Consider the following 26605-nt stretch of genomic DNA (forward strand, 5'->3'; position numbering starts at 1 on the left):
TCGGGCCGCCGCGGTGTCCGGTCAGTCGGTGATCTCCCGCTCGTCCGCGTCCGAGTTCGCCAGGTGCCGCTCACCGGAGCGGGCGCCCCAGAAGTAGATCAGCAGCGCGCCGACGGCGACCAGCGCGCTGTCCAGCGGCGCCGGAATCAGCTCGGTGCCGCCGAAACCGCCCAGCGCCGAGATCGCGAACAGCACCACCAGGTAGGTGATCAGCCACGCGCTCTGCCGCAGCTGCGCGAGGAACGCCCCGCGGTACTTGGTGATCAGCGCGAACAGCGGCACCGCGAGCAGCGCCAGCGGCAGCACCACGCTCAGCTTGTCCCACTTCGACCAGTAGATGATCTCGGCGGACACCACGAAGCTCAGTGGGGTGAGCCAGCGCATCCCCGGCACCCAGCCGGACACCGCGTCCGGGCGGGCCCGCCGGAACGCCGCCGCCGACACGGCCGCCACCGAGTAGTTCAGCAGGAACAGGTTGCCCGCCACGCCGATGATGTCCTGCCAGCCGTCGAACGGGGCGAGCAGGATCAGCGCCAGCGTGAAGTTCACCAGCAGCGCCGCCCGCGGCACGCCCGACCCGGCGTGCACCTCGGTGACCCGCTTCGGCAGCGCGCCGTTGCGCGCCATCGCGTAGGTGACGCGGCTGTTGCCCGCGATGCCGACCAGCAGCGCCCCGCCAGGGGAGACCACCGCGTCGGCGTAGAGCAGCGCGGCCAGCCAGCCCAGGTTCAGCAGCAGCGCGAGCTCGCCGAACGGGGAGCTGAAGTCGATGCCGTGCCAGCCACCGGCCAGCGCGCTCTCCGGCACCGCGTACAGGAACGCCACCTGCAGGCCCAGGTACAGCAGCACCGCCAGCCCGATCGCGGTGAGCACCGCGCGCGGGATGTCGCGGCGCGGATCGCGGGCCTCGGCGGCCAGATCGATCGTCGGGGCGAAACCGTTGATGGTGTAGATGATCCCGGCGGTGGCGACCGCGCTCAGCGCCGCCGTCCAGCCGTACGGGGCGAACCCGCCGCCCGCGGCCACCGGGTCGCCGCCCTGGGAGAACCCGGAGGCCAGCAGCGCGACCAGCGTGATCACCGGAACGCCGAACTTGATGGCGGTGAGCGCGAAGTTGACCCGCGCGAACAGCCGCACGCCGAACCAGTTCAACAGCATCACCAGCGCCAGCAGCGCGGCGGAGAGCACCAGGCCGGGCGCGGTCAGCGCGTCGTCCTCGTAGAGCCACGGCAGGTAGTGGCTGGCGTACTGGGTGATGGCGGAGGCCTCGGCCGCGGTGGCGCTGCTGGTGGCCAGCAGCACCGACCAGCCGACGATCCCCGCGGTCAGCGGGCCGTTGGACAGGAACGGCCAGCGCACGATGCCACCGGCGACCGGGCGGCTCGCACCCAGTTCGATGAGCACCAGCGCGATGAGGGTGAACGCGGCGCCGCCGACCACCCAGGACAGCAGCGAGGCGGGGCCGGCGGCCTGCGCGGCGTACTGGGCGCCGAACAGCCAGCCGGAGCCCATGATGCCGCTGAACCCGATCGCGGTCAGGCTCCAGAAGCCGAGCTCCTTGCGCAGGCGGGGGGAGTGCGCCGAACCGTCCGATGTGGACGTCGTGTCGGCGGGTGGTGCTGGGCTGTTCATGGTGGTTCTCGGCTTCCCGGGGTCAACGGCGGACGCGCGCGGGCACCCGAGGTGCGGGGCGCGTCACGGGGAGAATCGGTCCGCGGCGGCGATGTCCGCGGGACCCGAGCACTTCCTGATCAAGTGCGTGATCGTTTGTACCCGAGCGGGCGGGACCCCGCAAAACCCGCCCGGAGCCCCGGAAAGCGCTGCCGACGGCACTTCGCGGGCGTACCACATCGTGGGAAGGTTCGTTCCAGGTTCGGCGCGGAACCGGCCGCGAACCGGGCGAAGCGGACGGGTCAGGCCGCGGTGACCGCCGGGAGTTCGGGGTGGACGGTGACCCGCAGGTCGCCGCGACCGATCTCCAGCACCTGGCGGTACGGCAGCAGCGTCCAGTCCACCTCCGCGGACGGCATCCCACTCGAACCGACCGCGACCCGGTCCGCCGTGGCGTGGTAGCGCAGCCGGAAGAAGTCCGGCCCGCGGCGCTTGCTCACCTCGGACTCCGGGTCCTCCTCGGAGTACGCGTACAGCGCGTCCTCGGTCAGCAGCAGGCAGTTCAAGCTGGCGAATTCGGTGGCACGAGCCCGGATCCGCGCGGCCGCCAGCGAGATCGCGGTGGCCGGGTCGTGCTCGCGCAGCAGCGCGCGCAGCAGCAGGAAGTAGCGCTCCGAGTCGGTGTTGCCCGCCGCGGTGGCCAGCAGCTCACCCGGGATCACCGCGTCCAGCGCATCCCTGGGAGCGAAGAAACCGTTGTGCGCGAAGGCGATTCCCGGCGCGATGAACGGGTGCGTGTTCTGCGGCGCCACCGGCGAACCGGAGCTGGCGAGCCGGATGTGCAGCAGCCCCGAGTCCAGCTCGGTGCGGGTCGCCGCCTCGAACCGGGCCGAGTCGTGCGCCGCCGCGACGTCGCGCACCACCGCCGCCTCCGTCCCGGACCAGGACGCGATTCCCCAGCCGTCCGCGTGTTCCCGCGACAACTCCAGGAATTCAGGGATTTCCTCCGCCAGCAGGTCGCCGAGCGTCGCGGGTTCGCGGGCGACGACACCGAGCAAACGGCACATGGCTACTCCCTGGGAGCGGGGCGGTCGGGGACGGCGTCGGGAAATCCCTCACCGGGAATCCCGTCACCTGGGAGCAAAACTACGCCATCCGCCGATCACCGGTCGCCGTGCGGTGCGCCGCACCCGAGGACGTGAGCGTGCTCACGCCGCCGGATTCCGGGTGCCGGTGCCGGGACCACCGGGACTCCGCCGCGGTCGCACCGGCCACCGCGCGGCGTCCCTGGGCACGCCCGCTCCTGCGGGACGCCGTTCGGCGGGTTTCGGCGTGCCGACGGGACGAATCCGGTGCGCAGCGGCGGAAATCTCGCCGCAGGGGCGTTCCGATCATCGGTTGTGGCGACATCTCCGCAGGTGGCAGCCTCGTAGTCGTTCCGAAGGGGAGTAGCCCGCAAGCCCGCTGTCGACATGCTGAGAACTCCGCGTTCTCCGGCGGCGGGGCCCGGCCGAAGCCGGGTGGGCGAGACCTTCGGCCAGCCGTCGCACCGCCTGGCCGAGACCCCCTGGACGTCCCGGCGAGGCGCCACCGTCCAGGAAGGACCCCCGTGTTCGTCAAGCTGCTGCGCCCGATCGGGCTGTGCGCCGCGCTCACCGCGCCCGCGCTCGTCGTGCGCGCCACCGGAGCGGCCCCGGCGCCGCTGCTCGGCCTGCTGCTGTTCGGGATGGCCGTCGTCGCCGCCTCGTTCGTGCTCGCCTGGGCCGCCGAGGCCGCGCAGGTCGACATCTCCGGTGGCCTGGCGATCGCGATCCTCGCCGTGATCGCCGTGCTTCCCGAGTACGCCGTCGACCTGTACTTCGCCTACACCGCGGGGTCGAACCCCGAGTACGTCGCCTACGCGGCCGCGAACATGACCGGCTCGAACCGGTTGCTGCTGGGCCTCGGCTGGTCGTCGGTGGTGCTGATCGGGCTCGCCGTCGCGAAGAAGCGGACCGGTGCGACGGTGCGCGAGCTGACCCTGGACTCCCCGTACCGGGTGGAGCTCGGGTTCCTGGCCATCGCCTCCGTCGTCGCGTTCGTCGTGCCCGCGACCGGGCAGATCTCGTTGCTGCTCGGCTTCGCCCTGCTCGGGTTCTTCGTCTTCTACCTGTGGAAGGTCTCCCGCGCCGAGGTCGGGGAACCGGACCTGGTCGGCCCGGCCGCCACCATCGGCCGGCTGCCGCAGCGGCCGCGCCGCACCCTGGTGGTGGTGCTGTTCGTGTTCGCCGCCGCCGTCATCCTCGCCTGCGCTGAACCGTTCGCGCACAACCTGATCGCCGCGGGCACCGAGCTCGGCATCGACCGGTTCCTGCTGGTGCAGTGGCTGGCGCCGCTGGCCTCCGAGGCGCCGGAGTTCATCGTGGCGATCCTGTTCGCGATCCGCGGCAAGGGCGACGACGCGATCGGCACGCTGATCTCCAGCAAGGTGAACCAGTGGACGCTGCTCGTCGGCAGCCTCCCGCTGGCCTACCTCGCCGGTGGCGGCGGCACTGCGCTGCACCTGGACGCCCGGCAGATCGAGGAGTTCCTGCTCACCGCCACCCAGACGCTGCTGGGCGTGGCCGCGCTGCTGGCGCTGCGGTTCCCGCGCTGGGCGGCGTGGGCGCTGCTCGGGCTGTTCGCCGCGCAGTTCGCACTGCCCGGCCAGACCGCGCGCTACGTGCTCTGCGCGGTGTACGCGGTGCTCGCCATCGCGGCGCTGATCCGCAACCGGCACCACGTCCTGCCGACCCTCGCGGCCCCGTTCCGCCGCAGCACGGCCGACGAGGAGAGCCCGCGGCCCATCACCACCGGCACCTGACGGTCGCTCCGCACACTCGTCGTCGAACTCGACCGCAGGCGGCCTTGCAGTGTCTTGTCAGCGGCGAAGCCGCTGAGCTACCGACCACCTGATCAACCGGACCACCGGCGGGTTCTCAGCGGTTCCCTCGCGAGGACAGCGATTTCGCTGTGTACGGGCTTGGTACATGAGAAATCGATCCCGCAGCGAGGGAACCGCTGAGGTTCCGCTACCCGAGTGCTATGCAAACCCAGTTCAAAGGCAGGCAGTGAGGTTCCGCCACTCGAGCCCTACGAAACGGGATCAACTCACCCCGGCGGCACGCAGGGTCTCCGCGATGCGGGCTGCTGAGGTCCCCATCCCGGTCGGGCCTCCCAGCACCGCGGCCGCCACCACCGGCGCCGCCGCGGGCTGCCTGCGCAGCGCCGACTCCTGGTACCGGTAGCAGCCGTCGTGCCACACCAGGATTCCGGACAGCCAGTTCCGCAGCTCCTCCACGTAGCCGAGCAGCACTTCGCGGGCCGCGTCGTCCAGGTCGAACTGCTCGAACAGCGCGGGCAGCTCCTCGGCCACCACGTGCTGGAACTGGCTCATCCGCGCGTTCATCAGGTCCACCACGACCCGCACCGCGCGGTCCTTGTCGCAGTCCAGGAAGTTCTGCACCACCAGGATGCAGTTGTGCAGCTCGCCCTCGTACTCGATCTCCTTCTGGTACGAGAACACGTCGTTGAGCAGGCACGCGTAGTCCGCCGCCGAGTTCTCGATGGACCGCAGCGTCCGCGTCCGGTAGATCTCCGGCGGCACCACGTTCCCGTGCGAGAGGCGGCACAGGCTCATCGTCAGGTCCGAGCCGAACGTCCGGCGCCGCATCTCGATGTAGTCCACCGGGTCCGGAATCCGGTTCTGCAGCTGGTTCCCCAGCTCCCACAACCAGCTGTCGATCATCACGACGATGGTGCGGCGGAACGTGCGGCGCGCATCGGTGCCCATCGGTGCGGTGGTGCGCCGCCACAGGTCCAGCAGCGACACCTCCAGCGCGTTCGCCGGCTCCGGCACCGGCTCGTCCTCGACCGGCATGAACAGCGGCAGCCGCTCGGTGCACACCTTCGCGGAGGCGTAGTCGCCGGTGCGGCCGAACACCACCGGGTAGAAGTCGTCGCCGTAGGTGCCCCAGGCCAGCCAGTCGGTGGAGAGGTCCAGCTGCTCGGCGCTGGCGTCCGGGTGGATGCCGGAGGCGCACAGCGCCAGGTCGAAGTCCCGGATCAGCTGCTCGGTCCACACCGAACCGTCCAGCAGGCCCATCCGGTGCGCCCACTCCACGGTGTGCTCGCGCGCGTGGTCCAGGTGCGGGCTGGACTTCGCGGTGAACGGCATGTCCATCGCCTGGCGCGGCACCGGGCCCACCGGCTGGTACGGCTGGTGCCGGAACGACCGGGCGCGCTGCGGCGCGGTGCGCAGCAGCGAGGTGGCGATGTGCGCGGCGGAGGTGCCGAGCCCCGTCGGCCCGGACAGCCCGTTCGCCGGGACCGGGTCGTCGCGGGTCTCGCCGTTCATGTAGCGGCTGGAGCGCAGGTGCCACTCGTGCCCGCCGGACTGCCAGTCCTGCAAGCCCTTCACGTAGGCGAACACCCCGGCGCGCGCGGCCGGGTCCACCTGGTGCTCCTCGAACAGGGCGGGCACCTCGGTGAGCGCGGTGTGCTCGAACTGGTGCAGCCGCGAGGTCAGCAGGTCGTTCACCGCCTCCGCAGCATCCTGGGTGGCGCAGTCGAGGAACCGCTCGAACACGAGCACCCCGTTGGACAGCTCGCCCTCGTCGAGCACTTCGCGCTCGTAGGAGAACAGGTCGTTGCGCAGGTGCACCGCGTCGGAGAACGTGTCGCGCAGCACCTCCATCGGCCGGGTCGCGGCGATCTCCGCGGGCACCTCGGCGTTCACCGCGTGCTCCACCAGGTTCGCCGACCAGGGGGCGCCGCCGACCTTGCGCCGCATCTCCACGTACTCGATGGGGTTGGACAGGCGGCCGCGGTTGATGTTGTGCAGCTCCCACAGCGATTCGTCGAGCAGGTTGCGGGTGCTCTCCACGAACCGCCGCCGCCAGTCCGCCGACCGGGCGGGCACGGTCCGGTTCCACAGGTCGGCCAGGCCGCCCTCGACCGGGTTGCGCGGCGTCTCGGTGATGGGCCCTTCGATCGGCATGAACAGCGCCAGCCGGTCCAGGTGCTCCTGGGCGGCGGCCATGTCGTGGGTGCGCTTGTACAGCTCCAGGAAGTGGTCGTCGAAGTAGAAGACCCACACGTACCAGTCGGTGACCAGGTCCAGTTCGGGGCCGGGCGCGTCGGGATGCGTGTAGGCGCACAGCAGCGCGTAGTCGTGCGCGTCGAAGTCCTGCTCGTCCCAGATCGCGATGCCCTGCTGCGGGACGTCGATCATGTCCTGCTGGTAGGCCCATTCCTTGGTGTGGCGGCGGGCGCGCTCCAGGTGCGGGTTCAGCCTCGCCGGATGAGCCACGTAGAACTCGGGCAGCTGGAACGGTTGCACGTGCGCACCTGTCCTAACTCCGCCGGGGCGGGCGGGGGTCGGCTGGGGCCGTCGGGATGCGCCGTCCGGCCCACGGGGAGTGGTCTCGGTGGAGCAGGCAACCAGGTTTCGAGCAACGGGCCAAGATCGCGACGACAGGTGCACTCGATCGAGAGGGAACGTCTCACCCGCCCGGCCCAAGCCCCCCGGGCAGAACCCGTCGCGCACCGTCAACGCCGTGGCCTGATCGAGTGGTGCGCCGGGGCGGGAGTCACCTCCCGAAGGGGCGTCGCGGCGCCGTCGGCCAGCATGGCGGCGAGCTCGGCGAGCGTGTGGTCGAAGGCGTCCCACAGGTCGAGGTGGATGTGGTGCCTGCTGCGCAGCTGCAGCTCCAGCTCGGCGATCTCGGCCGGGTCGAGCTCCAGGTGGTCGCGGATCCGGTCCTCCGGGTGGCGGGCGCACGGGGCGAAGCAGAGGTCGCTGAGGATCGCCTGGGCGCGGGCCAGCTCGTCGCCGCTCATCGCGGCACCGGCGGAACCGCGGCACTGCATAACGGGATGCGCATCGTGTTCTCCTGGATCTCCGCGGGAGCGGGGGAGCGGGCGCCTGCGCGCCGTCGCGCCGGGACGGGAATGCGTTGCGGCGCAGGGGTTTCCGCGCGACCGGGATCGTGGATCGGATCTCCCGGCGCGCACCGACGATCGACCGCCGGAAGGCGCGGCCGAGCATGGCAGCGCCGTCGTGCGCACGGCAAGGAAGATCGGCGACGGCTACCCGTTGGGGGGAGGTGCACCGCGCTGACGGGGTCGGTCGTGCGGGTGCGGATCCACCGTCGGTGATCAGGAGCGGTCCGGTGCTCACTCGACGCGGGGATGCAGGAAAACGCTTTCGGTGGTGGTCACCGCAGGTCCGATGCGTCCATGATGGATCGATCCCGGCCCGCCTGCGGCGAACGCGCCCCGGACGAGGAGGTCCGGGCCCCGCGGTCAGTCGCGCGGATCTCCGCCGACCGCGATCCGGCGCAACGACGCGCCCCTTCAGATCCGCACATCCCGCCCCGCGACAGGGGTCCCCGACCGCTTCCCGAATTCGGCGATGCCGCGCCCCGGGCGCCTCCCGGTCCGGGCGCTCGGGTGCCGCGGGGCAGCGGTGGGAACAGCGAAGGAGTCGAGTCGATGCGTGCACAAGAGCAACCGGGACTGCACCGGGTCCCCGCGGACCGCGAACCCGGTCACGGCTGGGGCGGTCTGCGGGCCGCGCTGGCGCACCCGGACCGGGGCACGGCCGATGCCGCCTTCACCCGGCTCGCCGAACAGCTGCTCGACCCGGCCGCCGTGGGCCCGGCCGACCTGGTCGGGCCGATGGAGGTCCTCACCGGCCCGCCGCACCCCAACCGGCCGCGGGTCGCGGTGCTGCTCGGGCTGCTCGCCGGGGAGGACGCGACCCGCTCGTACCTGCCCGGACAGATCCGGGACGTGTTCACCGAACGCCTCGACGCGCCGCTGCGGCTGCTGGAACGGCCCGACACCGAGCAGTGCCTGCGCACCGCGGTGCTGTACCTGCTGGCGCACTTCCCGGCGCACCGCGATCGCATCCTGCCGGTGGCGGGGCGGATCACCGACGAAGCGGAGCTGTCCCGCATCCGGCGTTGCCTGACCGCCCCGGACCTCACCGATCCCACCCGCACCGCCCAGCTCGGGCGGTCCTGGCCGTCGCCCGATTTCTGGGAGCCGCTCGTGCCGGTCACCGGCCCCGCCCGGGCCGGTGCGGAACTCGCGGACCTGTGGGAGGCGGAGACCGCGGCGCTGCTCGCCTACCAGGGCGCCCGCGCCGAACACCAGGTGCAGCAGGAGATCGGCTGGCCGGAGCTGCCCGATCCACCCCAGTTCACCGGGACCGTGCCGCCCGGCGCGTACCGGCGGCTGCTGGAGCACGACCCGGTCGCGGTGCGCGACGCCGAACTGCTGCGCCCCGAATCCGCCACGGTGCCCGGAGCCAACTGGGACCGGACCGTCTCGGTCCGCGACGAGGACGCCTACCTGCGCCGGAACCTGCGTCCCGCGCCCGGCCCGGTGCTCGACGTGGCGTGCGGCGCGGGCCGCTGGACGCGGGTGCTGGCCGAGCAGGTCGGCCCGGACCGCGTGCTCGGCCTGGACTCGGCGGCGGCGCTGCTGGAGGTCGCCCGGTTCGCGGTCCCCGGCGTGCTGTTCACCGAGGGCGACGCCCGCGCCCTGCCGTTCCCCGACGGGTTCCTCGGCGCGGTGAACTGCTCCGACGCGCTGCACGTGCTGCCGGAGCCGCAGCGGGTCATCGCCGAGATCGCCCGCTGCCTGCACCCGGCGGGAACCTTCACCGCCACCACCTACCGGCCCGGCACCCGCTCCTTCCAACGCCACTTCCAACGCTGCCACGAACGCATCTTCGGCCTGCGCTCCTTCGACCTCGACGACCTCGCGCGCGCCTGCGACGAAGCGGGCATGGACGTGGTCGACGCCGGCGGCCCGAGCACCTTCCTCTTCCTCACCACCAGAAAACGAGCGTGACGGGGAGCTCCGACCGGATCGAGGCGGCTCCCGCCGACGACGGACTCACCGCTCGGGTGGCGTTGCGGCGTCGGCGATGCCGAATCCGGCGAGTGCAGCCCCGGCGTCGTACAGCGTCCACTCGGGCAGGCGGACGGCGTCGGGGGCGGCATCGACCGGGTCGAGCAACGAGCAGCGGCGGATCATCCGGTGCAGGTGGTGACCTGCATCGGAGCCCGCCGCACCACCGCTGTCGATCAGCACCGGGTGCTCCCGTCCGTCGTCGCGCCGCACGATGGCGTCGACCGCGTAGCCGTTCACCCTGCCACCCAGCTCGATACGCACGTCCGGGGCATCGGAGACCAGTTCGTACAGGCGCTGGGCGGTGTCCGTGGGCGATCCATCCCGTCCGGTGCGGGCGACATCGGTGAGCTCGGCGGCCCCGACCAGATCGCCACCGATTCCTCGCCCCCGCCAGAACTCCCTGCCGCCGACGACGATGAGGTGCGAGCGGGCTCGCGTGATCGCGACGTTCCACAGGTTCAGCTGCCGGTTCACCCAGTTGACCGCGCCACGGCGCATTTCCGGAGCTGCGACCAGGGACAGGACGATGACGTCGCGTTCGCCGCCTTGGAAGGTGTGCACCGTTCCGACGCGGACGCGTTCCTCGGTACGCAGTGCGTCGGCGAGCAGGTCCTTCTGGGCTTTGAACGGCGTGGCCACGCCTATCGTGGCGTGCGCCGGGAGCCTTTCGAGGAGGTAGGCGACGCAGTTGCGCACCGTTGCGACTTCGGCGCGGTTGATCCACGAATCGCCCGAGCGAGGACGCTCCGACCGGCCAGATGCATCCGCCCAGTTCACGGCAGCTCGACCTGCGTCGGGGCGTCCTCTGATATCGGTGAGCACCGTGAGGGCGCCGCCGTAGAAGAGTTCGTTGGACACCGCCGCGATGTCGGGGTGGCACCGGTAGTGCTCGTCCAGGAGGAGGCTGCCGCTGTTGGCGCGCTCGGCCGCGTGGAATGCGGAGTGGCGTTGGTAGGCGAGTCGCCGCTGTTCGAGGAATCCTGCGGTGACGCCGGTGCGGCGCCGGATGAGCGCTTCGCGTCTCGCTTCGATGGTGGTGATGTGTTCGAGCTGCATCACGTCGCCGATGATCAGCGCGCGCTTCGCCCGGAACAGCAGTGGCAAGACCTGCGGGATGGAGCACTGGCTGGCCTCGTCGATGATCACGAGGTCGAACATGCCCGGGCGCGGAGGGAATCGCCGGATGGACAGGCTCGTCGTCGCCCAGGCCCGCACGTGCCGGAGCGCGGTCAGCCGAGCCGACCAGGTGCGCGATCTCGTCGACAGATCTTGGACCGTGGCCCGGAGATCCGCTTTCCCCGCGTTGACCGCCGTGTCGGCGGCGACCTGCCAGACTCGCCGGGAAGCGGCTCGCAGTGCGGTTTCCGCCGCTTCCGCCGACGCGGCGAGCGATTCGTCCGAGGGCCTGCCGAGCACTTCATCGCGGTGGCGGGACCACTCTGTCTGAGCCGCGGCGAAGCCGGCGACATCGAGGCATGCCTTCGCCGGGTCCGAATCGACCTGGACGTCGAGTGCCCGCAGCAGACGAGCGCGTCGCCAGGCTCCGAAAACTCGTGTGGCAGCGACCTTGCGGGCCCTGGTCTCCCACCGCGCCGATCGGGAACCCAGCCGCGCCGCGAGTCCCGCGATCGTGTGGCCGAGGGACTGCGCGTGCCGGCTTCGCTCGCGACCCGCGGTGAGCATCCGTGTCTCCAGCCGCGCTTTGTGCGCGAGTTCTCGCTGCACACTCGCACGGTCGTCGACCGACCGGCGGTGCTCCGCGAGAACGGTGGTGAGGTTCGACTCCGGTGGCTGGTGCTTCGCCAGCCGCTGCAGCGCATCGATCTCGTGCTGCAGGTAGTCCTGCTCGCCGGTGCTCGACCCGGTGCGGACCACGCCGTCCGGCAGGAGCTCGTCGCAGCGTCGCCAGATCTCGTTCACGGCTTCGTTGTTGGTGGACACGACCAACACGGACTGCTGGTGGGCGACCGCGGTCGCGACTGCGTTCGCGACGAGCTGACTCTTACCGGTGCCGGGCGGTCCGGTGGCCACGGTGAGCCGGTGCGAGCTCGCCGACCGCAAAACGGCGAGCTGCGCTTCGTTCGCCGCGAGCGGCGTGATCGGATGTCCGGACGTGGCGGTGGGTTCCGCGCGACGCTCGGACAGCAACGCAGCCAGCGCGGTGTCCCGGATCCGGTCGGCGTTCGCTGCGATGTGGTCGAGGTCCTTGACCAGGCTGTTCCCGCCGTCGTCGGAGCGGGAGACGCGGATGAGCACCGCCGCGTTGCGGGCTCCGTCGCCGGGCGACTTCGCGTCGATGGACTCCTCGAGGAAAGCCGGTTTGAGCTCCTGCACGCAATCCAAGCCGAACTCCGTCGCCAGGAGGTTGCGGGCGTCGGTGGCCATCCGGTCCTGCTGGCCGGCGTGCCAGGTCGGTTGGTACGTCGCGATCAGCTCGGCCGCCTCCGTCTCGCCGAGCTGATCACTCGCCAAGCCGGGATGCGGCGTCACCGGTCCGAACGGGCGGAACCGAGGTCGTTCACCATCGGCTCCGCCGACGAGTTCGACTCGGCGCATCAGCAGCGGCGCGAACCTGGGCGAGTCCCAGACGGCCCGTTCCCGCGCGCGGTGGAGCATGACGGCCGGGTACCCGGCCCAGAGCTCGTCGTTCGGTCCGACTGCCGCGAGAAAGGGGTCCGCCGATTCGGGGACCTCTGTGGTGCCGCCCTCGTCCAGGTCGCCGGACAGCATGCGTTCGGACCCGGGCAGGCACGCGTAATCGCGGCCGTGTTCGGACACCGCCAGGTACGGCGTCTCCACCTTGTCGTCCAACACGCAGGACCGGTAGTAGTCGATCAGCCCTTGCCAACCGGGATTCCCCTTCGCCGTTCTCCCGACGGGGTGATCGGTTCCCGTCGGCGATTCTGCCGCCGCGGCCTGGCGTGCCGGTTTGAGCACGGGGGGTTCGCCCACGGGGGAGGAGGCGATGACGATCCGGTCGGTGACCCCGAACGAGGATTTCGTGGGAACCTGGCCGCGCTTCCCGTGGAGCCGTTCACTGACGTGTTCGAAGAGCTCGTCCACCGATACGGTTCCGGAACCATCCTTGGCGACCTTGCCGGTGCGCAGGGCTTCCACCACCGCGCCGGTGAAGACCGACGGCGCGGGGCCATCCGGTGTGTCCGCACCGGAGAACGACTCCTCCGCGGCTCCCGAGGAGCTGAGCACGTAGACGCCTCGGCTGTTCAGCGGTGCATCCCGCCCGGATTTCGCCGCGCCTCGCGTCGGGTCGGCGGTCCGGAATCCGAGTGCGAATCCGCCGCTGCGGCAGGAGTCCAGCATCGCGACCTTGTGCGCCGCCCAGCACCGTTCCAACTCCCCGTTGACGAACCCGGCGGGCACCCCCGTGGTGGCGAGCCGGTCGTGCACCGTGTCGGACGCGATGAAGTGGAATTCGCCGGTGGTCTCCACCGCGCGCACCCCGTGCCCGGAGAAGTAGAGGAAGGCGAGTTCGTCCGGCTCGCGTTCGTCGAGGAATTCGGCGATCTCGACGCGCATGTCGTCGGCGGTACGATCGCTCGCGATCCGCACGGAGGCGAATCCGCCGATGCTGCGGTGTTCGAGCACCTGCTTGAGCTGCCAGACATCCGCGCGGGTCGATGGCAGGGCCTCGAAGTGCCCGTCCTGGTAGTTCTCGGTGTGGATGAGGAGCGCGTGTCGGCGCAGCGGTCGTCCCGTCACCCCTCGTCTCCGAACGTGCGGAGGAATTCGCGCACGAGTTCTTGCTGAGCGGCACCCGGTTTGCCGGTGATCTCTAGCGTGGCGTCGCCCTTGGTGATGCGAACGACGCGACGGCGTTCCCGGCGGCACCACTCGATGATCGCCGTGGTGAGCACGGGTGCTGCCTGCTTGGAGGCGACGAGCGCGGTCACCGCCAGGGCGAGATCGGTGAACGCGCCACCCTTGCTGCCGGGGGCACCGGGGGCGCTTTCGACGAACCCGACCGACAACCCGTCCAGTTCGGCCAGGTCGTCCCGCAACGACCGGGTCCACCGCTCGGTCCGCAACGGGTCTCCACCCGCTAGGACTTCGATCCGGTACGGCGTGCCCTGTGCCATGTGATCTCCCCGATCGTCCGGCGAAGCAAGATCGATCGGGAGGGTAGAACGATCAGGCGCTTCCGCAGAACGGGTTGATCGAGTTACGCCCGGACGGAGTACGACGCGGGTCGTGGCGGGCCAAGCCGGCCACGAGGAAGAACGGCATACCGCCCCGCCCGTTCCGCGGTGGAGGCGATGGGCGCATCATCACCCGAATGCCGAACTCCCCGGGGAGCGCGAACCCGCGCGCCCCGGGGAGGCCGTCAGTCCTCGAGGAGGTCCTCGATGGTGATGGGGATGTGGCGGACGCGGGTGCCGGTGGCGTTGTAGATGGCGTTGGCGACCGCCGCGGCCAGGCCGACGGTGCCGATCTCGCCGACGCCCTTCGCCCCCACCGGGTTGTGCAGGGTGTCCGGGTGCTCGACGAACTGCACGTCGATGTCGGGGATGTCGGCGTGCACCGGCAGCAGGTAGCCGGCGAAGTCCCCGTTGGCGATGCGGCCGTTGGGCTCGACCTCCATCGCCTCGTGCAGCGCCGCCGAGACGCCCCAGATCATGCCGCCGCTGAGCTGGCTGCGGGCGGCCTTCTCGTTGATGATCCGGCCCGCGTCGAACACCCCGAGCAGCCGGGACACCCGGGCCTCCCGGGTCCAGCGGTGCACCCGGACCTCGCAGAACTGGGCGCCGAACGAGCTGAACGAGTGCTTGGTCAGCTCCTCGCCGGGCGCGGTGGAGCCGGTTTCCGACAGCGAGTCGCGGCCCACCGCCCGCAGCAGCTCGCCGAACGGCATGCTCCGCCCGTCGGCGAACACCTGTCCGTCCGCGTAGGTGACCTCGGCGCCCTCGAACGGCGCGCCGGGCGCGGCCGCCAGTTCCAGCAGCGAGTCGAGCACCGTGGAGGCCGCGAGCATCACCGAGGAACCCGCGCTGGCGGTCGCCGTGGAACCACCGGACATGCCGCCCGCGGGCAGCGAGGAGTCGCCCAGCTTCGGCGTGACCCGTTCCGGCGCGATGTCCAGCGTCTCGGCCCCCACCAGCGAGAGCACGGTCAGCAGACCGGTGCCGGGGTCGGCGCCGCTGGTGGCGACCTCCGCCCTGCCGTCCGCGGTGAGCGTGACCCGCACCGAGGCGGGGAAGCGCAGCGCCGGGAACATGGCGGTGGCGGTGCCGAGGCCCACCAGCCAGTCGCCGTCGGTGCGCCCGCGCGGGGTGCGCTGGTCCCAGCCGAAGCGCTGGGCGCCGATCCGGTAGCAGTCGTCGAGGTACTTCGCCGACCACTGCAGGTCCTTGCCGGGCGGGGCGATCGAGCTGTTCCGCATCCGCAGCTCGATCGGGTCCATCTCCAGCGCCACCGCGAGTTCGTCCATCGCGCTCTCCAGCGCGAACGACCCGGGGGCTTCGCCGGGGGCGCGCATGAACGTGGTGGGCGGCAGGTTCAGCGGCACCATCTTCTGCCGCAGCGACAGGTTCGGGGTGGCGTACCACTCGCGGGAGGTGCCGTGCGAGGTCGGTTCCACGAAGGAGCGGTCCATGCCGGTGCTGCACCACGAGTCGTGCCGCACCGCCACGAGCGTCCCGTCCGCGTCGGCGCCGAGCGAGACCTCCTGCACGGTGGCGGCGCGGCCCGCGGTGGCGGTGAACACCTGCTCGCGGGTCAGGGAGGCCTTCACCGGCCGGCCGAGGTCGCGGGACGCGGCGGCCGCGAGGAACGCGGGCGCCGAGGTGCGGCCCTTGCCGCCGAACGCGCCCCCGACGTACGGGTTCAGCGCGTGCACCCGGGACATCTCGACCCCGAGCGCCATCGACAGCTCCGCGGCCTGCATGTCGGAGCCCTGCGTTCCACTGTGGATGGTCAGCCCGGTGGAATCCCAGTACGCCACGGCCGAATGCGGCTCCATCGGCGCGTGGTTCTGCGGTGCGGTCGAGTAGGTCTCGGACACCACCACGGCGCTGGCGGCCAGCGCGTCCTCGATGGACTCGACGCCGTCCGCGAGGATGTCCAGGGACGGGCCGCCGCCGTGGCCGGAGCTCGGCGCGTCCTCGGCGGTCGCGAGCCCCTCCTCCAGCGAGGTCAGCGCGGGCCGCTCGTGGTAGGCGACCTCGATGAGCAGCGCGGCGTCGCGCGCCTGCTCGAAGGTCTCTGCGACCACGAACGCGATCGGCTGCCCGTAGTACGCGACCTCCTTGTCCTGCAGCGGAACCCAGGTGTCGCCGAACGCGGGGAGCGTCGGCGTGCTCAGCTCCAGCGGGTCGAACGGCGAGTACACGGCGAGCACCCCGGCGGCGGCGCGGGCCGCGGCGAGGTCCATCGACGCGATCTCGCCGTGCGCGATGGTGCTGAGCGCGAGGTATCCGTAGGCCGTGCCGGGCAGGTTGTGGTCCACCCCGTACTTGGCCCGGCCGGTGGCCTTGACCGGCCCGTCGAGTCGACTGGGCATCAGCGGTCCTCCTCGGTCAGTTCGAGCAGCGCGCGGATCACGGTCCGCTTCAGCAGGGCCGGCTTGAAGCCGTTCGCGCCTCGCGTCCGGGCGCCGTCGGCGGCCGCACCCGCGGCGCGCTCGAAGGACTCCTCGGTGGCGGGGGCGCCGCGCAGCGCCTCTTCGACGGCGTGCAGCCGCCACGGCACGGTGGCCACGCCGCCGACCGCGATCCGCGCGTCGGCGATGCGGCCGTCCTGCACGTCCAGCGCGACGGCGGCCGAGCACAGCGCGAACTCGTAGGACTGGCGGTCGCGCACCTTGACGTAGGTGGAGTTCGCGGCCCAGTCCAGGCGCGGGACCACCACTTCGGTGATCAGCTCGCCCGGGCGCAGGTCGTTCTCGACGTCCGGGGTGTCACCGGGGACGCGGTAGAACTCGGCGAGCGGCACGGTGCGGGCGCCTTCGGAGCTCAGCAGCCGCACTTCGGCGTCGAGCGCGGTGAACGCGACCGCGACGTCACTGGCGTGGGTGGCCAAGCAGGAATCACTGGTGCCGAGCACCGCGTGCATCCGGTTCGCCCCGTCCAACGCGGGGCACCCGCTACCGGGTTCGCGTTTGTTGCAGGGCATCGCGACGTCGCGGAAGTAGGTGCAGCGGGTGCGCTGCAGCAGGTTCCCGCCGATGCTCGCCATGTTCCGCAGCTGCTGGGAGGCGCTGAGCAGCAGCGCCCGCGAGATCATCGGGTAGACGCCAGGGTGCGCGGCGATGTCGCTCATCCGCTCCAGCGCGCCGATCCGCAACCCGTCGGCGGCGTCGAGGCCGCGCAGCGGCAGCTCGTTGATGTCCAGCACCCGCTGCGGGGTGAGCACGTCCAGCTTCATCAGGTCGACCAGCGTCGTGCCACCGGCCAGGAAGGTGGCCGGTTCCGCGGTGGCCGCTTCGACGGAGCCGGGGGTGGTGAGCTCAAACTGTCGCATCGGTGCCCCTCGCTTGGTCGATCGCGGCGATGATGTTCGGGTAGGCCGAGCAGCGGCACAGGTTGCCGGACATGAACTCGCGGACGTCGGTGACGTCCTGGTCGATGGCCGCCTGGGCCGACATGATCTGCCCGGAGGTGCAGAACCCGCACTGCATGGCGTCCTGGTCGACGAACGCCTGCTGCAGCGGGGTCAGCTCCGCGTCCTCGCCCAGTCCCTCCACGGTGGTCACCGGTGCTTTCACGGTGGCCGCGAGGGTGAGGCAGGAGAGCACGGGGCGGCCGTCCACGTGCACGGTGCACGCGCCGCACTGGCCGCGGTCGCAGCCCTTCTTGGGTCCGGTGATGTCGAGTCGTTCGCGGAGCGCGTCGAGCAGCGTCACGCCGGGTTCGGCGTCGAGCTGCTCCTGGCTGCCGTTGACTTCGAGTGAGATGTGCAAAGGAACTCTTCTCCGCCTGTACTGCGCCCCGGAGCCGGGCGGCATGATGTGGTGGGGGCGTTGGCTACGTCGCGCCGGGAACCGGATAAAAATCCGCTGTCCGATATCGAGATTAGCGGATTAGTATCCGGTCGGCAAACGTGTGCGGAAGTGGCCGGTATTCGCAGGTCGGGAGGCTCTCAGCGGCAGAGCGGAAACGGGAGGAACGATGAGCACGGGTGCGGTGAACCACCGGCGTGCGGACACGCGGCGCAACCACGAGCTGATCCTCGCGGCGGCCGCGGACTCGCTGTCGAGCTGTGGCGAGGTGTCGTTCAACGCGATCGCCAAGCGGGCCGGAGTCGGCGTCGGCACCGTCTACCGCCACTTCCCGGCCCCGGAGGACCTCATCCTCGCCGTCTACCAGCGCGAAGTGCGGCACCTGGTCGACGTGGTGCCCAGCCTGCTGGAGAGCCACCCGCCGGAGCAGGCGTTCCGGGTGTGGACCACGGACCACCTGGCGCACTACATGATGACCAAGCGCGGCCTCGCGAACGCGCTCAGCGCCGCCACCGCTGCCCGCGGCGAACTGCCGAAGACCGCGCACGAGGCGATGGTCGGCTCCGTCGCGGCGCTGCTGGCCGCCAACGCCGAAGCCGGCACCGTCCGCGCCGACCTCGACCCGGAGGTCGTGCTGCGCGGCCTCGGCGGCCTGCTCTTCCTCGACCAGCACGGCGCCTGGCGCGCCCAGACCGAGGACCTCATCGACCTGCTGTGGCGCGGGATGTCCCGCTGCTGCCCGGAGAACGACCGGTGACCGGACCGCGACGAGCGATCCCCGGGACGGGGGAGCGCTCGCGCTCGGCGACCTGATCGACCCCGCCGCGGATCGGTGGCACGGCCGCCGGGGTCAGCGCACGAACAGGTTCCAGACGTTGCCGATCTTCTTGTAATCGCACTCGTTCCAGTTCCCGGCGGCCTTGCCCGCGGCGCACTGGGCCTCCAGCGCCGCCTTGTTCGTGCTGCTGCCGACCGGTCGCCAGTCCGCGGCCATGGCAGCCGGTGCGGCGACGGAGAACAGGCAGCCGGCCAGCGCGGCGGTGGTCAGGATCTTGCGCGTCATCGGACCTCGCTCGTGATCGGGACGGCCTCGGGACCGAGGCCGCTGCGCGTCCCAGTCAACCCGATCCCGCCCGCCCCGGAGCCTCGCGTCCGTGAGCGGAGGGAATCCCCTCGCCCGCCCGTCAGCGCCGCGTCGCGAACCAGAGCTCGGCGATGGCGAAGATCCCGGTGACCTGGACGATGCCGATGCGTTCGGCGGGCTCCGTCAGTCCAGGCCGAGTTCGCGGCTGATCTCGGCGATTGCCCGCTCATGCGCACCGAGTGCAGGGTCCATGATCCAGATGTCGTCCTTGAAGGGGTTGAACCCGATCGACGCCCAGGTGCGCTGGACCTGGCGCAGTGAGTCGGCGAAGAGTTCGCCGTCGCGCGAGACGTGTGGTCCCAGGTCGATGGGAAAGGGGTTCACGGCGACGAGTTCTGACCCCGTGCACATCCAGGCCAGCGTACGACCGATCAGCAGTCGACCCACGCCGCCCAAACCGCGCCAGGCCGGAGCGATCCGAACGCGGTGCACGATGAGCACGCGTGAGGCGCCGATCTCCAGCGTGGCGTCCAGCTCTTCTGCGATCTCCGAGAACCCGGTCTCCCCGTCGAAGAGGGGGAGGAAATGAGCGTCGTCGGCGCTCCGCGCATCTAGAGCGTCGAAGACGTCGTCCGCACGGGTGAGGTCGATGATGATTCCATCCGCCTCGAAGAGGGTGAGCACCTGGCCGTGGTCAGCCGTGGTCGTCGTCGAGAGGGCGATGCCGTCCACCCGTAGATCCGATTCCAGTTCGGTTCCCACCTCGTCCGATGGATCGCGGATCGTCGCGGCCGCCGACCAGTCCATCACCCCGGGATCGGTGAGGTCGGAGCCGACCACCGAAGTGCGTCCGCTCACCGCCAGTTCGACGTAGTCGAGCTGGGCGAGCAGGCTGCGTCGTTGCTGCGAATCGTTCTCCCGTGTCTGCGGCACGTGTACGAGGTTAGGCAGGTGTGATCACCGACAGCTCGGGTTCGATCCGGGTCGTGCGCATGTTCACCGAGATGGCCGGAGAATCCTCACCCGTTCGGCCGTGCAGATTCGGTGGACGGGGTACCGCCCAGCGTCCGTTCGTGTCGAGGCGTTCCCGCTTCCGTTGCCTGGAGAACGCGTGCTCTGCCAAGGTCATCGGGGCCGCTTGGCCGACTGTGGGCATCGTTTCGCCGCACCATCGGGCGCGAGAGCGTGGGGGAACTTGTGCGAATCGTGGCAGTGATGAACTACAAGGGCGGCGTGGGCAAGACGACCCTCACCGCGAACTTGGGTGCGGTGGCGGCGAGTCGAGGGTTGAAGGTCCTGCTGCTCGACCTCGACCCGCAGACCAACCTGACCTTCTCGTTCTTCCCGGTGGACGATTGGCACGAGCGGATCAGGAACGAGCACACGATCAAGAGGTGGTTCGATGGTGATGCTCCTGGGCGGGAGTTCTCACTGGCCGAACTGGTGCTCACCCCGGAGCCGGTGAACCGCCTGGTGGGCCACTCCGGCGGGAGGCTGGACCTGATCTCCTCCCACTTGGGCCTCATCAACATCGACCTGCAGCTCGCAGCGCACCTCGGCGGGACCACGACGCTGGACAGCTCCCAGCGGAGGTTCTTGGAGCTGCATGGCTGCCTGCGGCGCGGGTTGCAGGACGAGCGCTTCAGCGAGTACGACTTGGTGCTCATCGATTGCGCGCCGAACTTCGGCATCGTGACCAAGACCGCGATCGTGGCCAGCGAACAGATCCTGGTCCCGGCCAAGGCCGATTACCTGTCCACGCTGGGGTTGGAATACCTCGCGGGGAGTTGCGACGAGTTGAAGCGGGACTTCAACAACTTCGCGCACCACAACGGTGGATTCGGCGGTCACCGGCCGATCACGCCGGAGATCCTCGGCGTCGTGTTCACCATGGTGCAGATCTACTCGCAGCAGCCGACGGCGGCGCACCACGAGTACATCCAGGAAGTGAAGCAAAATCCGGAAATGCCGGTGCTGCACAACATGGTCCGCAACAGCACGAAGCACTTCAGCGGCTCGGGAGAAGGCGGGATACCCGCGATGTTGCGCCATCCGCAGAAGGACGACGTCGTCCGCGAGTTCGGGCGGCTCACGGACGAGGTCCTGGGGAAGCTGGGAATGAGCGCGGGAGTGATCGAATGAGCGGCCGGCTGGACGACGTGGTGCGGCTGGGCGAGATCTGGAACGACTTCCTCCGGGAACAGGGTGAGTCCGTGGTCGACGAGCTGCTGTCGGGCGCCTGCCGGCTGGCGGTGGTGCGTGGCTCGGAAGTGGCCACGACCACTCGGACACCCCTGCGGCGGCCGTCGACTGCGGTGGCCGAGGGATCGGCACTCGACCCGAGCGGGACCGCGCGACTGCTGCCCTCGCTGGAATCCGAGGACTCGCGGCGCAAGCACCTCTCGCAGGTCGGATTCACCGCGAAACAGCTGCGCGAAGTGGCCAAGCACCTCGGGGTGAGGGGCTACAGCAACCTCAAGAAGGAGCGGCTCATCGACCTGCTGGTAGGTGCTCGGGGTGGTCACGATCCGAAAGCCGACAACGCGGCCAGGGCTCCGGAACAGCCGCCCGCGGCGGGACCGGCGACTGACGTGCCCGAGGCCGCGGCCGGGATCGCCGCGAGGCTCCGCGTCACCGAGACCGAGCCGGAAGGCGCCACATACCTCGACGAGCAGCACCTGGACCGTGCAGGTCTGCTGGCCGTTGCCGCGGAGTTGCAGCTCACCCGGGTGGAGCGCTTGAGCCTGAAGGAGTTGAAGCGCCGCATCCTCAAGCAGGCGATCGGTTCCCGTCGCAAGTTCGCCGGGCTGCGGAAGTGGTGAGCATTCGTGGCTGAGGGGGACAAGTCGGCCGGCCGCGCCCAGTACCTGATCGAGGGCCGTCGAGTGATGGTCGCGGACCTGCTCGAGCAGGGGTTGATCGAGCCCGGCACCCGCCTCCGGTTCGACCGCAACCGCATTGGTCAGACGTTCTTCGCCACCGTGACCGAACAAGGGCGCATCCGGGTCGATTCGCTCGGTGAAGAGTTCCGCAGTCCCTCGGGCGCGGCCATGGTGGCGGCCGGGATGCGGGCCGTCGACGGTTGGCGGGCCTGGGTGGTGGTAGGCCAGGAAAGATTGCTGGACTCCGTGCGCCAGGAACTGCTCGACCGGAAGGTGGCGAGCGTGCACCGGCAGGCGCCGGATGCGCCGCACCCCGCGGTGCACGAACGGTTGCGCCGGGCGCGCGAACGGGCCGACAACGATGACCCCGAGCGGCTCACGGTTCGCGAACTCCTCGGATTCTGGGGCGTGAAGGATCGCACGGACCACATCGATCAGATCGAAGCCGACCTCGCCAACCACGGCTTGACCACGTCGCCCGGTTTCCGAGCCGTCACGCTCGACACCGTCGTATCGCTGACGACCCCTGCTGGAGACGTGTCCGAGCAAACCGACGAGCCGGAGATCGCGGACTTGCGGGGCGTCGAGAACGACGGCGGGGACGACTTGAACGTCCGCCTCACCGTCGGGAACTTGTCGCCGCTGAGCGGAGTCGGTTTCATCGGCCCGGACGGGACGGTGGAAGAAGCGATCACCAAGATGGCCTTGGACGACTACTCGCAACTGGCGGTGCTCAACGGCCCGCGCCATCTCCGAGGTGCCGTGACGTGGCGTTCGATCGCGCAAGCCCTGCAGCGGAAGCCCGACGCCACAGTCGCGGACGCCATCGACACCCCCGTGGAGGTCGTCGACTACGACCGCGATCTCTTCGAGATCCTGCCCGTGTTGCAACAGCGGTACTTCGTGTTCGTCCGCGACCAGACCAAGGAGATCAGAGGGATCGTCACCACCGCGGATGTGGCGCACCGCTACGGGGAGATGGCCACGCCGTTCTTCCTGCTCGGTGAAGTCGACCAGACCCTGCGGTGGATCGTGCGGCAGTCCTTCGAGCTCGACGAGATCCGGACGATCTGCCGTCGCCGGATCACCGGATTCGATGATCTCTCCATCGGCGACTACCTTCGCACCCTGGAGAACGAAGAGCTGTGGGAAAAGCTGCAGTGGTCGCTGGACCGCGTCACCTTCACCGCCCGGTTGGAGGAGATCCGCCTCATCCGGAACAAGGTGATGCACTTCCACTCCGACCCGGTACCTGAGGACGCGGTCAACAAACTCCGCTGGTTCCTCGATCTCCTGCACCAGCATCGAACTCAAAGATGATCTACTCGTCGGTTCTCCAGAGGCGGTGGTCGATCGGTCCGGTCTCCGTGAGCGTCTCGGTCGTCCGGGTGCGTCGCCAGTGGCGACGTTAGGCCGAACCGGTGAAGAAAACTTCCTGGAAGCGCCAGGATGCGGACTGATTGCTACTGATTCCAGAAACGGACACCTGCGTTCGATCTACTCGCTTAGTGTGTCCGGGTGGTCAAGAACGAGTCGCACGGCACGGTGAACGGGCCCCTCGTGCAGGCGGAATCCATCAACGGGAACATCAACTTCGAAGCTCCCCGCTCCGATCACCGACTGCGGGAAGCGATGGCTTCAGCGACCGTTCCCGTTGGGCAGGGGCGAGGCGTCGTCGTGGCGCGAGATCTCGTCCTGACCTGTGCAGGGCTCGTCGAGGCGCTCGGAGGTCCGGTGCGTCGGGTCGGTTCCGCTCTCGTCCTGGTCCGCGTCGAGTTGGGGGACCACCCGATCGCCTGCCTCGCCGCGGGGATGCCTGCGGACGAAGCCCAAGCCCTGCTTCGGTTGTCCGACACGGCCGGCGCACCGGTGCTGAACCGTCGGACCGGTGCCGTGTGCGGACTGTACGACGGTCGCGAGGTGGTCGAGATCCCGTCGGTCCCGGAGGCTGCCGCAGAAGCAGGGCGCGCCAACCACGCCTGGCTCGACCTGCTCGACGCCGACCAACTTCGCGCGGGCGAATGGCGGCACGCGGGCGAGCGGCTCCGCAGCTACCTGACGACCATCAGCGGCGCCGACCAGAAGCATTCGTACCACTTCTTGTGTCCGCGCATCCCCGAGCTGTCCACCATCTACGTGTCCCGCACCGCTGCGCGCGACGCCCGGCGCGAGGACGGCGGCGACGCCGACGAAGTGGAGCTGCTTCGAGCTGAAAAGTTGTTGCAACGCCACGCAGGAGGGGTGCAGATCGTTGATGCGCCAGGCATGGGCAAATCCAGCCTCGTCCGGCGATTGGCCGCGGACGCTGCCCACAACTGGCTCGAACGCGGGTACGAGGAGTTCGTCCCGTTGCTCGTGCCGGCTGCTGTCCTGAGCTTGCCCAAACCGCTTCCCGATGCATTGGCCGAGGGGTTCTCGAAGTGGTTCAGCTCCAGCCTGGCGACCCGTGAACTCGTCGAGCTGTTCAGCGAGGAACCGATTCCAGGAGTGCCGTGGTTGATCTTCGCCGATGGCTTGGACGAGATCGCTGGACTCTCGCAGCGCGACGCTGTGATGACCAGCATCCGAAAGCACCGGAAGTCGAACGAGTATCGGTTCTTGATCACCAGTCGTCCGCTGAGGTACAACGAACTCGGCAAGATCGAGCGGCCGGGTTTCCCCACCTACCGGATCGAGCCGTTCTCGGACGTGGAGCTGGAGCGGTTCGCGGAGAGGTTCCTGGCCGCACAGGGCGATGGCACGAACGGGTCCGCCGCCGACTTCATGGAGCACGTTCGGCGCACCGAGATGCTGGCACTCGCCAAGGTTCCGCTCACCGCGACGATGCTGTGCACCCTGTACACGGATCAACCGACGGCCGAACTGCCGAGCAACCAGGCGCTGCTCTACCGTGAGTTCTTGGATTGGGCACGCCGGAAGCGGAATGATCCGGTGGTGCGGAACAAGTTGCGCACCAGCGTTGCTGGAGGCCCCTCCGCGGCGGCGGCCGTGGACGAGGTGATGGACGATCTCGACGATCTGCTGAAGCACGTCGCACATCTTGGGCAAGGCGGTGCAACGGCGGCAGACCGAGGATCTCTGCTGGACAACGCCGTGAGCTGGGCGGGATCCCGCAAGCCGCGCGGCATCTCCGATCAGGAGTGGAAGGAGGTGCTGAGCGATGCGTTGCGCCAGAGCGGTGTGTTGATCCAGACCAGCGACGACCGGTTCGAGTTCATGCACAAGACCGTTGAGGAGTACCTCGCGGCGCGCGCGATCGCCGATCAGCACCCCGCCCCGAACCGTCGTACGGTGCGAAAATTGCTGAGCACCCGTGCTGCGTGGCCATCCGGTCGGGTGCGGATCTTCCTCGCTGCGCATTGGCTCGCGGACGAGGTGGACTTGAGCAGGTACCTGCGCGGGACGCTCCGGGGTTGGCGTCGGCAGGAGAACGTCGGTTTTCTCGTCGAGTCGGTGCAGCACGGCTTGCGCTTGGACGAGAAGGTGCGGCGTCGCGTGGAAAAGCTGGTGCTTCGGAAGATGCACGACACCAAGACTCCAGTGGGAGCGTGGGAGGAGGCTGTCCGGCGGCTCGAGGTCGTGAATCCGGAGCTCGCCGTGCACGAGTTGGAAGGGCTGGCCGACCGGAGCGCGAATCCGGACGAAGGACGGTGTCTGCAAGCCCTTCGCGAATTGATCTTCCTTGCGGTGCCCGGCGTTCCTCGATTGGCCGAGTCGTTCTTGGTTCGTGACGACACCAACGTGCAAGCCCGAAAGGCGCTGATCGAGGCATTGGGGCAGCATGACCGTGCGACGGCTATCGCGCTTCTCTCTCGGATGGCGGAATGTGCGGAAATCAAGGAAAGTCGCCGCGTTGAGGTTGCCGCGCGATTGGTGTCAATATCGCAAGAAAGCGGCATGCGTGTCCTCGTTGGTCTTTCGGAAGGCGAAAATCTCACTGATTATGGCCGGTTTGCTGCCGTTCGGGAAATCCTGAAAGTGGATTCTGATTTAGGGCTGAGCAAACTTCGCGTGCTGCTTGAAGAAGTTCGGGACGAGGGCCTCTGGGGTCGGGTGGCTGATTTGCTCGGCGCACATGACGTGCGCGAGTTGCGCGAATGTCTGGGAGTGATCGCTAACAGCAGCGAGAGTGCTCCGGGTCGGCGTCATTCTGCCGCCGCTATGCTGGTCGACAGGTTCGACGAGGGGCATCGAACTCTTCTTGATATTGTGCGAGACGGCAGGTTGTCGGTACCTTTGCGGATCAAATCCGTCGTGCGGGCGGGGTCTTGTGACGGTTCGTTGGCGCGCATCGTTCTGTTGGATGTGTTGGAGGGTGCTTCATTGAGCGGCCCGATGCGCATCGATGCGTTGGAGGCGCTCCTGCGGTTCGATCCTGGAGCCGCCCGCGAAGGTCTGGTCAAGCTGATTCGGATCGACCGGTTCGGCCCTGAAGATCAACTCCGTGTTCTGAAGATTGAGCCGGGAAGGAGTAGCGAGGAGCAGGCGGAGCTGTGTGTTCTCGTTGCCCGAAGGCCTGGAAGATATCAGGTTCGAATCGATGCTGCACACTTGGCGGCTAAGTGTGACCGGGGGCGAGCCCGTCAAGCGTTCTCGGCAATCGTTGAAGATCGGAGCATCGATGATGGTGATCGTGTAGCCGCCGCGTTGGAGCCGATCAAATATGGTTCCGAATTCTGCGGTGGCCTGCTCGAGATCTTGGTGCGGGATAGTGCCCTGTCGGAAACCGCAGTCGAGAAGGCCTCCCGAGAGTTGTGGCGGCACGCCCCCGTTCGGTGGCGGCGGGTCATCTTCGCATTGTTTGCCGACTCTTCCTGTTCCCGTTCGCATCGGGTGTGTTTTGTGCGGGGTGGCAAGAGTCGAAGCGAGGCGGTGTCTCTGTTGGAGAGCATCGCCTCGAAGCGCGGCGACGACACCGTCAGGTTGGAGGCTGCGCACGTGTTGGCCGAGCTCCGGCGAGAAGAAGAAGCGATCAAGGCTTTTCGTGCGATCGAGAACGATATGCGGGCCGGAAAGCGCGCCAGGCGCGAGGCGAGTGCGGGAGCGGATCGGCTGGAGCGCAGGTGACACCGGATGCGGGATCCGGCTTCGTCCGCCCGGGCGCCCGGGCTGCGTGCTCGGTCCGGTGCG

Annotated in this window: 18 protein-coding genes and 1 pseudogene; 7 read left to right on the plus strand and 12 right to left on the minus strand. The window is 69.5% G+C overall.

Features of this window, described 5'->3' with window-relative positions; all coding sequences use genetic code 11:
* Positions 1-21: 21 nt before the first annotated feature.
* Positions 22-1632 (minus strand): APC family permease, encoded by a 1611-nt coding sequence (locus tag ABZ805_RS10230; protein WP_358437223.1) that lies wholly within the window; start codon positions 1630-1632, stop codon positions 22-24.
* A 281-nt stretch (positions 1633-1913) separates the two neighbouring features.
* The gene (locus ABZ805_RS10235) at positions 1914-2678 is read right to left on the minus strand and encodes a class II glutamine amidotransferase (protein ID WP_358437226.1); all 765 of its coding nucleotides are present in this window, start codon (positions 2676-2678) and stop codon (positions 1914-1916) included.
* A 542-nt stretch (positions 2679-3220) separates the two neighbouring features.
* On the opposite strand from ABZ805_RS10235, the gene ABZ805_RS10240 reads away from it, so the two are divergent.
* The gene (locus ABZ805_RS10240; protein ID WP_358437229.1) at positions 3221-4453 is read left to right on the plus strand and encodes a sodium:proton exchanger; all 1233 of its coding nucleotides are present in this window, start codon (positions 3221-3223) and stop codon (positions 4451-4453) included.
* 282 nt (positions 4454-4735) lie between these two features.
* Here ABZ805_RS10240 and ABZ805_RS10245 read toward each other — a convergent pair whose 3' ends face one another.
* Both ABZ805_RS10245 and ABZ805_RS10250 read right to left on the minus strand, forming a co-directional pair.
* Positions 4736-6970: a germacradienol/geosmin synthase gene (locus ABZ805_RS10245; protein ID WP_358437232.1), complete on the minus strand. Its 2235-nt coding sequence runs from the start codon at positions 6968-6970 to the stop codon at positions 4736-4738.
* A 209-nt stretch (positions 6971-7179) separates the two neighbouring features.
* Complete coding sequence (locus ABZ805_RS10250; protein ID WP_358437234.1) at positions 7180-7470, minus strand: hypothetical protein; 291 nt, start codon at positions 7468-7470, stop codon at positions 7180-7182.
* 654 nt (positions 7471-8124) lie between these two features.
* Here ABZ805_RS10250 and ABZ805_RS10255 point away from each other — a divergent pair.
* Positions 8125-9492, plus strand: coding sequence for a class I SAM-dependent methyltransferase (locus ABZ805_RS10255; protein ID WP_358437237.1), 1368 nt, complete (start codon positions 8125-8127; stop codon positions 9490-9492).
* 45 nt (positions 9493-9537) lie between these two features.
* Here the strand turns inward: ABZ805_RS10255 and ABZ805_RS10260 are convergent, their stop codons facing one another.
* The 6 genes and pseudogenes from ABZ805_RS10260 to ABZ805_RS10285 all read right to left on the minus strand — a co-directional run bounded on the left by ABZ805_RS10260 (position 9538) and on the right by ABZ805_RS10285 (position 17470).
* Positions 9538-11940 (minus strand): AAA domain-containing protein, encoded by a 2403-nt coding sequence (locus ABZ805_RS10260; protein ID WP_358437318.1) that lies wholly within the window; start codon positions 11938-11940, stop codon positions 9538-9540.
* 600 nt (positions 11941-12540) lie between these two features.
* Positions 12541-13275: pseudogene (locus ABZ805_RS10265) on the minus strand (caspase family protein); the annotation flags it as partial.
* Positions 13272-13652, minus strand: a complete 381-nt coding sequence (locus ABZ805_RS10270; RefSeq protein ID WP_358437239.1) for a hypothetical protein — start codon at positions 13650-13652, stop codon at positions 13272-13274. The gene ABZ805_RS10270 and the pseudogene ABZ805_RS10265, both read right to left, overlap by 4 nt.
* A 245-nt stretch (positions 13653-13897) precedes the next feature.
* Positions 13898-16072, minus strand: coding sequence for a xanthine dehydrogenase family protein molybdopterin-binding subunit (locus ABZ805_RS10275; RefSeq protein ID WP_358437241.1), 2175 nt, complete (start codon positions 16070-16072; stop codon positions 13898-13900).
* Positions 16072-17031 carry a xanthine dehydrogenase family protein subunit M gene (locus ABZ805_RS10280; protein WP_358437243.1) on the minus strand — a complete coding sequence of 320 codons (960 nt, stop codon included), beginning with the start codon at positions 17029-17031 and terminating at the stop codon, positions 16072-16074. Before ABZ805_RS10280 ends, ABZ805_RS10275 begins: the two co-directional genes overlap by 1 nt.
* Complete coding sequence (locus ABZ805_RS10285; protein ID WP_358437246.1) at positions 17018-17470, minus strand: (2Fe-2S)-binding protein; 453 nt, start codon at positions 17468-17470, stop codon at positions 17018-17020. Before ABZ805_RS10285 ends, ABZ805_RS10280 begins: the two co-directional genes overlap by 14 nt.
* 208 nt (positions 17471-17678) lie before the next feature.
* Between ABZ805_RS10285 and ABZ805_RS10290 the strand changes: the two genes are divergently transcribed.
* On the plus strand, positions 17679-18266 hold the full coding sequence (locus tag ABZ805_RS10290) for a TetR/AcrR family transcriptional regulator (RefSeq protein ID WP_358437249.1): 588 nt from the start codon (positions 17679-17681) through the stop codon (positions 18264-18266).
* A 93-nt stretch (positions 18267-18359) separates the two neighbouring features.
* Here the strand turns inward: ABZ805_RS10290 and ABZ805_RS10295 are convergent, their stop codons facing one another.
* Together ABZ805_RS10295 and ABZ805_RS10300 are read right to left on the minus strand one after the other, a co-directional pair.
* On the minus strand, positions 18360-18572 hold the full coding sequence (locus ABZ805_RS10295) for a hypothetical protein (protein ID WP_358437251.1): 213 nt from the start codon (positions 18570-18572) through the stop codon (positions 18360-18362).
* Between the two features lie 204 nt (positions 18573-18776).
* Positions 18777-19526, minus strand: coding sequence for a hypothetical protein (locus ABZ805_RS10300; RefSeq protein WP_358437254.1), 750 nt, complete (start codon positions 19524-19526; stop codon positions 18777-18779).
* Between the two features lie 264 nt (positions 19527-19790).
* On the opposite strand from ABZ805_RS10300, the gene ABZ805_RS10305 reads away from it, so the two are divergent.
* From ABZ805_RS10305 to ABZ805_RS10320, 4 genes are all read left to right on the plus strand, one after another.
* The gene (locus ABZ805_RS10305) at positions 19791-20735 is read left to right on the plus strand and encodes an AAA family ATPase (RefSeq protein ID WP_358437257.1); all 945 of its coding nucleotides are present in this window, start codon (positions 19791-19793) and stop codon (positions 20733-20735) included.
* Between the two features lie 20 nt (positions 20736-20755).
* Positions 20756-21415, plus strand: a complete 660-nt coding sequence (locus tag ABZ805_RS10310; protein ID WP_358437260.1) for a hypothetical protein — start codon at positions 20756-20758, stop codon at positions 21413-21415.
* A gap of 6 nt (positions 21416-21421) precedes the next feature.
* Positions 21422-22795, plus strand: a complete 1374-nt coding sequence (locus ABZ805_RS10315; protein ID WP_358437263.1) for a CBS domain-containing protein — start codon at positions 21422-21424, stop codon at positions 22793-22795.
* Between the two features lie 198 nt (positions 22796-22993).
* Positions 22994-26542 (plus strand): hypothetical protein, encoded by a 3549-nt coding sequence (locus tag ABZ805_RS10320; protein WP_358437266.1) that lies wholly within the window; start codon positions 22994-22996, stop codon positions 26540-26542.
* The last annotated feature ends 63 nt before the right edge of the window (positions 26543-26605 follow it).

The sequence above is a fragment of the Saccharopolyspora sp. NPDC047091 genome, assembly GCF_040643635.1.
GTDB lineage: Bacteria > Actinomycetota > Actinomycetes > Mycobacteriales > Pseudonocardiaceae > Saccharopolyspora_C.